Here is a 13414-nt window from a genome sequence, read left to right on the forward strand (position 1 = left end):
TTTTATTCACCGGACGTATAGTGAACTATGGACCGGCCTTGCGCACACGTCTCTGCTCCTAAGCCTTTATCCTCCCGCGCGCGCGGTAATGCGTCTACGCCATCCCTGATTGATGAGCGTTTTGACCATGACTCCTGCGGCGTCGGTTTTGTTGCCTCTATTAAGGCTGAAGCGACTCATACCATCCTTAAACAGGCGCTAACCGCCCTGGGCCGCCTTGCGCATCGTGGCGCCACTGCTGCCGACGGCAAGAGTTCGGATGGTGTCGGCGTACTGGCTAACGTCCCTCGTTCCCTGCTGCTTCGTGAGGCCGGCATCTCGCTGGCGCCTGAAGCGCAGCTGGGCGTAGGTATGCTCTTCATCCCGGAGGAAGAGACTCGTGTCGAAGCTCTGATCGAGCGCTGCCTTTCCTCGCAGGACCTCAAGGTCCTCGCCTGGCGCGACGTACCCGTTAAGACCGAATACCTTGGCGAGATGGCGCTTTCGACCATGCCGAAGATCCGTCAGGTGCTGGTGGCCGACTCTGAAGGCGCCGAATCGGGCACCATGGAGCGCCGCCTGTATCTTGCCCGCAAGCAGTTTGAGCTTGCTCATGAGCAGGGCGACGTCGATGGCTATGTTTGTAGTCTCTCCACCGAAACCATCGTGTACAAGGCAATGTGTACCGGCACAGACCTCGCTGCCTTCTATCCTGATTTAACGGCAGAGGACTATGTCACGCCGTTCGCCGTCTTCCATCAGCGTTACGCCACCAATACCCTTCCCACATGGCACCGGGCCCAGCCCGGCCGCACCCTCGGACACAACGGAGAGATCAATACCGTATGGGGCAACCGCGCCCGCATGGCGGCCCGCGACTCTACGCTTCCGGTCGAGTGCAAGCCTGTGCTCACCCAGGGTGGTACCGACTCCACCAGCCTCGATGAGGCCATCGAACTGATAGCGCACAACGGCCGTACCCTCGCCGAAGCTGTACGCATGGTGATGCCGCCTGCCTCCGCTGAAGGTCACTCCTCGCCGTTCCTGCGCTATCACTCCGACTGCACCGAGCCATGGGACGGCCCGGCGGCGATCGCCTTTGCCAATGGCCGCCTGATCGGCGCCGCGCTCGACCGCAACGGTTTGCGCCCCTGCCGCTTCGCTGTCACCAGGGACGGACTCGTTGTTGCTGGATCGGAGGCCGGTCTCGTCGACCTCGATCCGAACGAAGTGACACATTCCGGCCGTCTCGGACCTGGCCAGATGCTGCTGATCGACCTCGAAAAGAAGGAGTTCTACGAGGACGAGACGCTGGCTGGCTTCTTCGACGGCAACATGGGCTACGCCAAGCTGCTCGAAGATGCTCCACTTGTTCCGCTTGAGGCTGCTCCCTACGGCGATGCAGCGGCTGTATCTGCGGTACAGCGTGGCTTTGGCTACACCCGCGAAGACGTCAAGATGATCCTGCAGCCGATGGCCGCAGAGGGTAAGGACGCCATCTGGTCGATGGGCGACGACACGCCGCTCGCCTTCCTGGCACGCACTCCGCGTCCACTGTATGCGTACTTCCGCCAGCGCTTCGCGCAGGTGACGAATCCGCCGATCGACTCGTTGCGTGAGTCCATCGTCGTCTCGATGCACACGCGCCTCGGCCCGTGGCCTCATCTTCTGGACAAGAATGCTCCCCTCCCAGGCCTCTCGCTCTCTTCGCCCTTCCTTTCGCTAGGGCAGATGGAGGCTCTGCGCCAGAAGCAGTATCCGCACGTAGAGGACCTGCAGCTCGCCGAACTGGACTGTGTGTTCTCCCCGTCGATCACTCTGGTTCAGGGACTGGATGCGATCTGTTCTCAGGCGATCGACATGGTGCGCAACGGCACTCGCCTGCTCATTCTGACCGATCGGCGTGCCAGCCAGGAGAAGCTGCCGATTCCGATGGCGATGGCAACTGGAGCCGTGCACCAGGCACTGGTTGCAGCCGGAATCCGCACCCTCACCGGCATCGCAGTTGAAGCCGGTGACTGCCGCGACATCCACCACGCTGCCGTGCTCATCGGCTATGGCGCCGGAGCAGTTTGCCCATGGCTGATGCTTGAGACGGCGCGCAGTCTGGCGCCTGCAGGCACCGAGCCAGCTGCCGCCGAGAAGAAGATGCTCAAGTCGCTCGACGGCGGCCTCGCCAAGGTGATGTCGAAGATGGGCATCTCCGTGGTCGATAGCTATCGCAGCGCCCGCCAGTTCGACATCCTTGGATTGCACTCCACCATTGTGGAACGCTGCTTCCCAAATACCCCGGCTCCCCTCTCGGGTATCGGCTTCGCCGAGGTAGAGCGTCAGCTGCGCCATACCTGGCTCCCGGCCGAGAGCGCCGTGCCTGTGGCTGGAACCGACCTGCCGGACTACGGCTGGGTCCGCTTCCGCAAGGCTGAACTCTCCGAGCCCCATGCCTGGCAGCCGCCCACGGTCAAGGCGCTGCAATCTGTCGTCGGCAGCGCACGCAACGTGCCGCAGCCGACCGATCCGGCAGCAGCGTTCGCTATCTACACCAAGGACGTCATCAGCCGCGATCCCGCGGTGCTGCGTGACTTGCTGGAGATTCGCCCTGCCGGTCCCGAGCTTGCACTCGATGAGGTGGAAGGACCAGCTAACATCACCAAGCGCTTCATTGCCAGCGCCATGTCGCTGGGTTCACTGAGCCCCGAGGCTCACCAGACCATTACAGCTGCGATGAACATGCTCGGCGCTCGCTCCAACACGGGCGAGGGCGGTGAGGATTCTGCCGTCTACCGGACGAATCCGACCGATGCCGGCCTGACGCCTCCTGCTGGTGGCACCAGCGCCGAGATGCATGCACAGGGAGGCGTGGCGGTTGCCGAGCCCGTCATTGCGGCACCTGCGGTCCACGTCTCGCTCAACAATAAGATCAAGCAGATCGCCTCGGGCCGCTTCGGCGTCACTGCCGAGTACCTGGCACACGCCGAGGAGATCGAGATCAAGGTCGCGCAGGGTGCCAAGCCTGGTGAAGGCGGACAGCTTCCCGGTCACAAGGTCAGCGGCCTGATCGCTCGCCTGCGTCACGCGCAGCCCGGCGTGTCGCTGATCTCGCCTCCGCCGCATCATGACATCTACTCCATCGAGGACCTGGCGCAGCTGATCTATGACCTCAAGCGCGTCAACCCGAAGGCCACCGTCGGTGTGAAGCTGGTCTCCGGCTGCGGCGTCGGCACAGTCGCAGCGGGCGTCGCCAAGGCTTATGCCGATTACGTCGTCATCGCCGGTAATACCGGCGGCACCGGCGCGGCTGCCTTGTCCAGCATCAAGTACGCCGGGAACCCGTGGGAGCTTGGCCTCTCCGAGGCACAGCAAGTGCTCATCCAGAACGGCATGCGTGGCCGCGTGCGTCTGCGTACCGATGGCGGCATCGCCACCGCACGCGACGTGCTGGTCGCTGCCCTGTTGGGAGCGGATGAGTACGCCTTCGGTACCGCGGTCCTGGTCGTCCTGGGCTGCGATATGGCGCGCCAGTGCCACCTGAACACCTGCCCCACCGGCATCGCTACCCAGAAGCCCGAACTGCGGGCGAAGTTCCGCGGCAAGCCCGAGCACGTCGTTCGCTTCTTCGAGCAGATCTCCGCTGACGTCCAGCACCTGCTGGCCCGTTACGGTCTGCCTTCGCTCGAGGCTGCCGTCGGCCGCTCCGATCTGCTGGAGCAGGTCCGCTTCGATGGCAACCTCGATCTTTCGCCCATGCTGGCACAACCCGGTGACGGACCGCGTCGCTGGATGGGGGGACGCAACGATCAACCGCAACCCAAGCCTCCGATCGACGAGCAGTGGGTTGCTCCTGCGATCGAAGCCGTCGAGGCTGGCAGGCCGTATGTTGTCGAGTCGCACATCGCCAACTGCGATCGTTCGGTCGGTGCACGCCTCGCCGGGGAGCTTTCTCTGCGTCGCGCTCAGGCCGATCTGCACGCCGACGTCACCTTCCGCCTGGAAGGCACCGCCGGTCAGTCCTTTGGAGCCTTTGCCGCGGAGGGTATGCAGATCATCCTCGACGGTCAGGCTAATGACTTCGTGGGTAAGGGCCTCTCGGGCGGCGAGATCATCATTCGTCCCCGCGGCCTGGCTGCGCAGGACAGCGGACAGCATGTCATCATCGGCAATGTTGCCCTGTACGGCGCTACTTCAGGACGGCTCTTTGCAGCTGGCCGTGCTGGTGAGCGCTTCGCCGTGCGTAACTCCGGTGCTGTGGCAATGTCGTCGAAGGTGTCGGCGATCACGGCTGCGAGTACATGACGGGCGGTACAGCCATCGTGCTTGGTCCCACCGGACTCAACTTCGGCGCCGGCATGACAGGTGGCGTCGCATGGATCTACGACGCGGACAGCAGCTTCATCTCCAAGGGAAGGTTCCATCCGGACTTTATCGAACCGCAGCCTTTCGCTACGCTCGAGGCCGAAGTCCAGGAGAGCCTGCGTAGCCTGATCGAAGAGCATGTGGCTCTGACCGACAGTGGTCTGGCCAAGACGCTCCTCGGAGACTGGCAGAAGGTCTCTCAGTCCTTCGTACGCCTGATGCCAAAGCCGCAGGCATAAACAGAAATAATGTTTGAGAAAGAGGGCCCTGAAGGAAGATTCTTCAGGGCCTTCCCTTTTGTGCGAAGATCGCAAGCTAAAAGAACTGAGGCTACGCTAATCGCGCTGTAAGTCTTGCTCGTTGCTCCTTATTTCCACGTTTCGCCTCATACTGTGTATGTCGTAGAAGGGAGCGAACCTCCTGATGGACGCACTAACGCTGCACCGCATTCACTTCGCCTTCACCATCACCTATCACTACCTGTTCCCGCAGCTCACCATGGGACTAGCGTTGTTGATTGTAGTGATGAAGACTGTAGCCCTCCGCACCAGTGACGAAGAGAAACGCGAACGCTATGATGTCGCGGCAAGATTCTGGGCACGCATCTTCGCGGTGAACTTTGTCCTGGGCGTCGTCACCGGCATCCCCATGGAGTTCCAGTTCGGCACGAACTGGTCGGAGTTCTCTCGCCGCACAGGAGGCGTGATCGGCCAGCCGCTGGCGATGGAGGGCGTCTTCTCCTTCTTCCTCGAGTCAGCCTTTCTCGGCCTGCTTCTCTTCGGCGAGAAGCGCATCTCCCGTCCGCTGCATTGGTTCGCCGCATTCATGGTCTTCGTCGGCTCGTGGATCTCAGGCTTCTTCATCATCGTCACAGACGCGTGGATGCAGCATCCCGTGGCCTATAAGTTGCTGCCCAATGGAGTCTACGAGGTCACCAGCTTCTGGGGGTTGCTGATGAATCCCTGGGCGTGGATTCAGTATGCGCACAACATGTCCGGGGCCGTCATCACGGGAGCTTTCGTCGTCGCAGCGACCGGCGCGCTTTATCTTCTGCAGAACAGGCATACCGAATACGGCCGCATCTACGTCAAGGTCGGCGTCATTGCGGGAGTGATCTCCTGCATCACGCAGATCTTCCCCACCGGCGATATGCACGGCAAGTACATGGCAAAGCATCAACCCATTGCCGTGGCTGGCATGGAGGGCCTGTTCCATTCCGAAGCCGGCGCGCCGATGGTTCTGATGGGGCAGCCAGACGTTGAGAATCAGACCATCGACAATCCGCTCGTGGTCAACAAGGTTCTCAGCTTCCTCATCTACGGCACAACCAAGGCTGAGGTGAAGGGCCTTGACCAATTTCCTAAAAACGACTGGCCCGGCGCGTTGCCACTCTTGTTTTACAGCTACCACATCATGGCCGGCCTCGGGACCTACTTCGTCTCTCTGATGGCAATCGCGGCCTTCCTGATGTGGCGCGGAACACTCTACTCTACCCGCTGGGTTCTGTGGCCTCTGATGCTCAGCTTCCCACTGCCCTATATCGCCAATACCGCGGGATGGATGACTGCAGAGCTTGGACGTCAGCCATGGCTGGTCTACGGTCTGCTGCGAACCTCCGAAGGCTACTCCAAGCATGTCGGCGCGGGGACCAGCCTGTTTACCCTGCTGGGCTTCCTTGGCATGTACAGCGTGCTCTCCATCCTATGGATCGTGATGGTCTACACTGCGATTCAAAAAGGGCCGCACGCTCCGGTGGTTGATGCCGGTCACGACGGACACACACTGACCACCGCATAACGAATTCGATCAAGACGCAAGGAGAGAGTATGGGAACACTCTGGTTCTGGATCGTCGCCTTCATGCTCACGGTCTATACCGTGCTCGATGGCTTTGACCTCGGCGTCGGCATCGTCTATCTGCTGGTGGCTCGCACTGAGCAGGACCGCCGCAAAGCGATGCACGCCATCGGCCCGGTCTGGGACGGCAACGAGGTCTGGCTGATCGCGGGCGGCGGCACGCTCTTCTTTGCCTTCCCGCTTCTCTACGCCTCATCGTTCAGCGGCTTCTACCTGCCCCTCACCATCGTGCTGTGGCTGCTCATCCTGCGCGGCCTCAGCATCGAGCTTCGCGCACATACGCATGACAAGGTGTTTGCCAGTCTCTTCGATACCAGTTTTGCTCTCTCCAGCGCCATCCTCGCCATCTTCTTTGGAGCCGCGCTGGCCAACGTCGTTCGCGGCGTTCCTATCGGCGCTGACGACTACTTCTTCCTGCCGCTATGGACGAACTGGAGAACCGGCCCCAACCCCGGCATCCTCGATTGGTACACCGTCATCGGTGGCATACTGGCCCTGCTCGCTCTCGCGCAGCACGGTCTGCTCTATCTCTCCCTGAAGACGTCGGGAGACTTAAACGCCCGCACGACAGCATGGGCCAAGAAACTATGGCCTATTGTTCTTGCCGTAACGCTTGCCAGCGTGCCGGCGACGATCATTGCACGGCCAGAGTCACTGGCTCATTACCGCCAACACGGCGTCGCATGGCTTGCTCCAGCGGCAGTCATCACAGGCATTGCCATCATTGCCGTTTCACTGGCGCGAGGCTGGGAGTGGCGAGCATTCCTCGGCTCTTGCCTGTACCTCGCCGCGATGCTGGTAGGCGCCGCTGCAGGCTTATACCCTGTGGTCCTGCCTTCCGTCGGCACTGCCGGGCACGACATCACCATCGACCGCGCCCTGTCAGGACCACATACGCTTCACGTTGGGCTGGTATGGTGGAGCTTCGGCATTACGCTGGCCATTATCTATACCATCACCGTCTATTGGCTCTTCCGTGGCAAAGTGCCCGAGCATGCTGCTGGTTACGGGCATTAGGCCACAAGGCGGTTACCAGGAGTGATAGTAGCCCTCCTTCTCAACCAGGTGAACCTCGGTCCGAAAGAGGTCGCTTAGCCTCGCTGCGGTAAACAATTCACTGCGCGGGCCATCTCCTACGATTCGTCCGTCCTTCATCATCAGGATGCGGTCGATCTCCGGAATGATGTCGGAGACCTGGTGCGTGATGAGGATGATTCCAGTTCCCTGCTGCGCCAGTTTTCGGAGAAGGCTGCGCAGCTCGCGCTGTGCGGAAATATCCAGCGCATTCGACGGCTCATCGAGCAATAGCATCTGCGACGAGGCGACGAGCGCACGGCCGATCATAATACGGCGCTGCTGGCCGGCCGACATATGACCGACAAGCTTGTCTCGCAACGACTCGGCGTCGATCAGCTTGAGAACCTCATCGGCTCGATCACGCATCTCGTCCGTAACGGTTAGATTCGGCCATAGCGTCGACGCGGAGAAGAAACCTGTGATCACGGCATCGCGCCCGGACGTCGTCAGTGTCGGCTTACCGGGAAGCTCTGCGGACACAACACCAAGCCTCTTCTTCAACTCGGTCAAATCCCAGCGATCACGGCCGAAGATGCTGACCCTGGTTCCTTCTTCCGCGATGGGGTAGCACTCGCAGGTAATGGTCTTGATCAGCGTTGACTTCCCGCAGCCGTTGGGACCGAGAATCGCAATATGCTCGCCAGCATTGACGGAAAGATTCACGTCGTAGAGAACAACATTCTCTCCACGAGCGACATTCACGTGGGCAAGATGCAGAAAAGGCTCTTTCAATTGAGACGACATACGATCAAGGATATCGATACGGTGTGACGTCAAGAACCGATATGCATCGAATCAATAACGACATTAGCGTGATCTGGAGGCCACATGATATTCAACCCCTCGAACAGTGATGAGAAGATCGCCTACGCTCTGCTGCGTGCGCTTGTAGGCATCAATCTGCTGATGCATGGCGTCAGCCGCCTGCTCGCCGGGCCGGATGTCTTCGCCACACACCTTGCGACGCAGTTTGCGCATTCTCCATTGCCACCTGCGCTGATTCACGTCTTCGGCATGATTCTGCCCGCGGTCGAAGGCCTGATCGGACTTCTGCTGTTGATCGGGCTGAAGACACGATGGGCGCTCATTGCGGCGTCTCTGCTGATGATGGTGCTTACCTTCGGTTCATCGCTGGTACAGGATTGGACCGCGGCCGGCACACAGCTTCTGTATGCGATTGTGTTTTCGGCGCTGCTCTTCAGTCGTCGTCACAACGCGTGGTCGCTCGACGGCTGCGCCAACAAAGCCTGATCGCCTACATCCCCTTAAGTACCGAGCCGACGATCCCTCCGAGCACACCAGCCTCCGTGTTCGACTCGACACGCTCAACCTTCATGTACTCCTGCAGCTGGTGCGCAAGCCTCTGTATCGGCAGCGTCTGCAGCCATACACGACCAGGTCCCGTCAGAGAGGCCAGAAAGATGCCATCGCCGCCGAAGATCAGGTTGCGAATACCGGGAATGCGCTGGATCTGAAACGAGACATTCGCGTGGAAGGCGCCTACATGGCCTGGGTGCACGCGGAGGGTCTCGCCTGGCGCCAGATCGCGGACGATGACCTCTCCTGAGAGCTCAAGCCACGTCATCCCCTGCCCGGAGACTTTCTGCAGCAGAAAGCCATCGCCGCCGAAGATGCCAGCTCCAAGAGACTGCTGAAACCCCACGCCGAGATTGATCCCGGCCGTGGCGCAGAGAAATCCGTGGCGATGCACCATGTACTCATGCCCCGGCGCAACTTCCACGGGAACGATGTGCCCCGGAACGCGCGCTGCGAAGGCCACTGTCCCCGGAGCCCCATACGCGCGATACTCCGTCATAAACAGCGTGCCGCCGCCTGCGACCCTCTTCAACGCGCCAAGCAGACCACCACCACCGCCGTGCTGGGTATGCGTCGTCATCTGGATGGACTGACTCATCCACGACAACTCACCAGCTTCTGAGATGACAGCATCATTATGGTCGAGCGCGAACTCGAGGACAGGCATGGTGGTACCGACGATGCGATGCTGCATAAGCGATTCTCCCGTGTTCGAGGAAGGACAGCTCCCTCTCTCGTCATTTTCAATACTGCAGAAACAGCTTATTCGTCTGAAATACTTCACCACAATCCTAACGCCTGCAGACACACCGGTTCCCCATCAGATCGCCTCTGACCGCCCTTAGTGTTCCCGTCGATAGACTAGGGATTGAGACAGGATGGCATTTCAGCTCTTTCGCCCGGAATCGAGCGCCAGATGCCAGCTAAGCCATTTGCCCTAAGCGAGTAACACGCTGTTATCGAATGCCCTCTCTGTGCGATCATCATTCCAAAGGAACAACAGAATGCCCTGCATGTCACATGGGCGAAAAGGACGAGAAAGCGATGACCGGAAAGAAAGGTTGGAGCCGCAGAGAATTTGTCCAGACAATGGGAACCGCCGCGATCGGTACTCGGGCATTCGGAGCTACGCAATTATTCGGTTCGCAGACACAGGCACTGCATGACGCTTCCTTCGTATATGTCGGATGCTCGTCGGCTGATTTTGAAGGCATTGAAGTCCTTGCGGTGAAGGACGGCGGGCTGCAGCGAGTTCAACGCATCGCCAGCCGTAATCCTGCATCCATCGTTCTTTCTTCAGACAACAAGATGCTCTATGCGGTCAATGCGATCAGCCAGCACGGCGGTCTTCCGCGCGGCACCGTTGAATCCTATGCAATCAGTAGCAGTGGACAGCTAACGATGCTTGGACAGCAGGAACTATCGCTCTCGGCGACCATGCCGCGACACGCTGCGCTCTCCCCTGACGGGACCAGGCTGCTCGTCACATCCCAGGGCGGCGGTCTTTACAACGTTCTGCCCGTCACCGCGGACGGCTCTCTCGGTCGGGTTAGCGGCATCTTCAAAGTTACGGGTGATACCAGCGGACGTGCCGCGCTGCCACAGATGACAATCTTTGATCGCAAGGGCCGCGCCATCACCGCAGATGCCGGAACCGGACGCGTGAGTGTCCTGGCTGCCGCGGATGCCTCGCTTATACCGCACGCGCAGACCGCCATCGACGGAGAGGCTTCGCTTCACCAAGTCGCGCTCCACGAATCTGCGAGCGCTCTGTATGTTGCACGCGACGGTTCGATCGAGCGCTACGGCTACGATCATGAGACAGGCAACATACGTGATCTCCAACAAAAACTCTCGTACGGGGCGCGTGCTCTGACGTTGCACCCATCCAACAAGCTACTGCTTTCCTATGGGACAGAGAACGGAATCCGTTCCTGGCGTGTCGCCTCCGATGGCAGCCTTCGTAACGCTGGCAGCTACGGGGCGGAGCTGGGACGGCTTGCTGCACTCAACCTATCCGGCAACGGGACGATTCTTACCATCAGCAGCGAGCGTGACGAGATCACTGCCGCTCAGCTCAATCCTTCCAATGGACAGATCAGCACCCCCCGGACGCTGCTGGCTTTGGATTCGCCGCGCAGCATGGCCGTGATGTATATCTAGCAAGTTCGTACAGCAACGAGGAGTGAAGATGGTAAAGATGTCGAGGCGTGGATTTCTTCAGGGGTCTTCGGCCACAGTGGTCGCAGCACATCCGTTAGCCGCGCTGGCGAAGAGTGGCAAGGAGCATATGCTTTTTGTAGGAACCCAGACGGAAGAAGAGAGCAAAGGCATCTATGCCTACAGCTTCGACTCGGCAGCAGGCGAACTGAAGCAGGTTGGCCTTGCCGTTGAAGCTCAGATGCCGACGTTCCTCGCGTTGTCTCCCAATCGCAAGATGCTGTTTGCCGCAAACGAACTCGATCGCTATGAGGACAAACGCTCCGGCGCTATCTCGAGCTACACCATCGATCGGAAGGCGGCCAAGCTAACCAAGGTCAATGAGGTCGCTACCGGGGGAGGCGGCACATGCCATGTGAGCGTCGACCATACCGGACGTTGCGTATTTGCAGCCAATTATGGCGGAGGCAGCGCTACCTCGTTTACCGTCGATGCGACGGGCAAGATCAGCGATGCGGTCTCGTTCTTTCAGTACACGGGAAGTGGTCCAAAACCTCAGCAGAAGGGGCCCCGTGGACATCGCGTGACCGTCTCTCCGGACAACAAATATCTCTTTGTCAATGATCTCGGATTAGACGAGATACACGTCTACCACCTGGATGCAGCGACCGCGAAGCTGACGCCTCAGGATCCGCCCGCATGGAAGGCGGATCCGGGGTCGGGGCCACGGGCATTGCTCTTTCATCCAAACAAGAAGTGGGCCTACTGCGCGAATGAAGTGGGTTCAACGGTCAATGCGTTGAATTGGGATGCTACGAAGGGCAAGTTCACAACGCTCCAGTTGATTTCGACCGTCCCGGAAGATCATCAGGGTCCGTCCGCTCCTTCCGATCTTGTGATGGATAAGGCAGGCCGCTTTCTATATGTCGCCAACCGCCTGGACGATTTCATGGTGTCGTTCGCGATCTCGCCGACCGATGGCAAACTGACACTGATGGAGAGAACTTCATGCGGCGGCAAAACGCCGAGGCACATTGCTCTGGATCCGACGGGGAAATGGCTGCTGGTTGCCAACCAGGCGAGCGACAACTTATCCGTCTTCGCGCGCGATGCAAAGACGGGCAAGCTGGCGAACGAGGGCAAGAACTTCCCTCTGTCACGGCCACAGTGCATCGTGTTCTACTAGCTTCGCGGCATCGCAGAACGAGAAGTTACACTCATTCTGCCTGATGAATAATAAGAGGCCCGATGCAATGCATCGGGCCTCTTGTAGTTTGCGTTAGAAACACAATTAGTGGCGGTTGTTGTCGCTGGGCTCCGGCTTTACATGCGGACGCGGTGCGAAGCTCGTCCATTTGTAGGCGTAAGCGTCGTTTGGCTCAGGCGCAGCGTCCCACTTGCTGGCTTCCATCCCGTTGAGATCATAGACAATCTTGCCGTCCTTGATTGTGATCTCATCGGTTAGTTTCTTGGTCCCATCCAGACGGCCATTGACCATATCGGTGAAGCCGAAATGTCCATCTTCCAGGCGAAGTACCGCAACATCGGCAACCGAACCAACAGACAGGTTGCCAAGCTCTTCGCGCTTGATCTCGCGAGCAGGATGAGAGGTCATCTCGGCGACGACCTGCTGCAGCGTGAGACCGGTCGCCATCATCTTGCTGGCAACGTTCAGTTCGTCCTTGGTCGCGCTGTTCATGCTACCGATGTGAAGATCGGTCGAGATGGAGTCGGGGATGAAGCCATCCTTGATCATTGGAATCGCGAGCGAGAACTTGAAGCTGCCGCCGCCCGTGCCTGTATCAAACCAGATGCCGCGCTTGCGACCTTCGATCATCCCCTTGCTCGGTCCCTTCGTCTCAGGGTCCTGCTCGTTGCGCAGACCAGAGTACATGTGCGTGTAGATGTCGCCGGGACGCAACTTCTTCGTCAGCAGGTCGTAGAGTGGACGCGACTGCGGGAAGTTGCTTCCGAAGTCGACCATCACCGGAATATTCGCCTTCGTACCGGCGATCACTGCCTGGTCAACTGGCGTCCACTCAGGACCGGCATAGTGGGCCGTCTTGATGCCTACGACGATGTCAGGATACTTCAACGCCATCTTGGCAGTCTCTTCTCCGCTCATGTCTTGTTGATTGTTCTCGTACTTGTCGCCACGCATACCGGAGCCGACGATGTTGAGCAGAGCAAGAACGCGGGTCTTCGAGCGATCGATAATCCGCTGCTTGAAGTCTTCAAAGTTGCGCCAGCCCGAGCAACCGGCATCGACGACGGTCGTAACGCCAACACGGAAGGTAAAACCATCAGGAGGAAGGCTGTTATCGCCGGCGTAGGAGTTACGCTCGCCAGTTCCAGCGTAGACATGGACGTGGATGTCGATCAGACCCGGAGTGACATAGAGGCCCTTCACATCGATGGTCTTCAGCGCATCGGAGGAAGCGATATGAGGAGCAACCTTGGCGATCTTGCCATCCTTGATCGCGACGTCCATCACCGTGTCGACGTGGTTTTTGTCGTCAATGACATGGCCATTCTGCAGGATCAGATCGTAGGCAAGGTTCGGAGCCTGGGCATAAGCATGAACCGAGGCAGCAGCAAGCGAAAGAACCGCGCAGCAACACGCCAGGCTCTTCGCAGATCGTTTGTAGAAGGATTGAATCATATGCTCCTCA

Annotated in this window: 10 protein-coding genes; 7 read left to right on the plus strand and 3 right to left on the minus strand. The window is 59.4% G+C overall.

Annotation, left to right across the window (positions count from 1 at the left end):
* Nucleotides 1-27: 27 nt before the first annotated feature.
* From PW789_RS11845 to cydB, 4 genes are all read left to right on the plus strand, one after another.
* The gene (locus PW789_RS11845; RefSeq protein ID WP_367182544.1) at nt 28-4272 is read left to right on the plus strand and encodes a glutamate synthase-related protein; all 4245 of its coding nucleotides are present in this window, start codon (nt 28-30) and stop codon (nt 4270-4272) included.
* Nucleotides 4269-4571, plus strand: a complete 303-nt coding sequence (locus PW789_RS20130) for a hypothetical protein (RefSeq protein ID WP_367182545.1) — start codon at nt 4269-4271, stop codon at nt 4569-4571. The genes PW789_RS11845 and PW789_RS20130 overlap by 4 nt, the downstream gene beginning before the upstream one ends.
* Before the next feature lie 184 nt (nt 4572-4755).
* On the plus strand, nt 4756-6129 hold the full coding sequence (locus PW789_RS11850) for a cytochrome ubiquinol oxidase subunit I (protein ID WP_299376415.1): 1374 nt from the start codon (nt 4756-4758) through the stop codon (nt 6127-6129).
* Nucleotides 6130-6158: 29 nt separating this feature from the next.
* Nucleotides 6159-7205, plus strand: a complete 1047-nt coding sequence (gene cydB / locus PW789_RS11855; RefSeq protein WP_299376418.1) for a cytochrome d ubiquinol oxidase subunit II — start codon at nt 6159-6161, stop codon at nt 7203-7205.
* Nucleotides 7206-7217: 12 nt separating this feature from the next.
* On the opposite strand, the gene PW789_RS11860 is transcribed toward cydB, so the two are convergent.
* On the minus strand, nt 7218-8009 hold the full coding sequence (locus PW789_RS11860) for an ABC transporter ATP-binding protein (RefSeq protein ID WP_299376421.1): 792 nt from the start codon (nt 8007-8009) through the stop codon (nt 7218-7220).
* A gap of 84 nt (nt 8010-8093) precedes the next feature.
* Here PW789_RS11860 and PW789_RS11865 point away from each other — a divergent pair, with 84 nt between their 5' ends.
* Nucleotides 8094-8516 carry a MauE/DoxX family redox-associated membrane protein gene (locus PW789_RS11865; protein WP_299376424.1) on the plus strand — a complete coding sequence of 141 codons (423 nt, stop codon included), beginning with the start codon at nt 8094-8096 and terminating at the stop codon, nt 8514-8516.
* Between the two features lie 4 nt (nt 8517-8520).
* Here PW789_RS11865 and PW789_RS11870 read toward each other — a convergent pair whose 3' ends face one another.
* Nucleotides 8521-9276, minus strand: a complete 756-nt coding sequence (locus PW789_RS11870; RefSeq protein ID WP_299376427.1) for a TIGR00266 family protein — start codon at nt 9274-9276, stop codon at nt 8521-8523.
* Between the two features lie 350 nt (nt 9277-9626).
* Here PW789_RS11870 and PW789_RS11875 point away from each other — a divergent pair, with 350 nt between their 5' ends.
* The gene (locus PW789_RS11875; protein ID WP_299376430.1) at nt 9627-10745 is read left to right on the plus strand and encodes a beta-propeller fold lactonase family protein; all 1119 of its coding nucleotides are present in this window, start codon (nt 9627-9629) and stop codon (nt 10743-10745) included.
* A gap of 28 nt (nt 10746-10773) precedes the next feature.
* A complete protein-coding gene (locus tag PW789_RS11880; RefSeq protein ID WP_299376433.1) occupies nt 10774-11928 on the plus strand; it encodes a lactonase family protein in 1155 nt (384 codons plus the stop codon).
* Nucleotides 11929-12033: 105 nt separating this feature from the next.
* On the opposite strand, the gene PW789_RS11885 is transcribed toward PW789_RS11880, so the two are convergent.
* Nucleotides 12034-13404: an amidohydrolase/deacetylase family metallohydrolase gene (locus tag PW789_RS11885; protein WP_299376436.1), complete on the minus strand. Its 1371-nt coding sequence runs from the start codon at nt 13402-13404 to the stop codon at nt 12034-12036.
* Nucleotides 13405-13414 lie beyond the last annotated feature (10 nt).

The sequence above is a fragment of the Edaphobacter sp. genome (assembly GCF_028283685.1).
In the GTDB taxonomy this organism is placed as follows: Bacteria; Acidobacteriota; Terriglobia; order Terriglobales; family Acidobacteriaceae; genus Edaphobacter.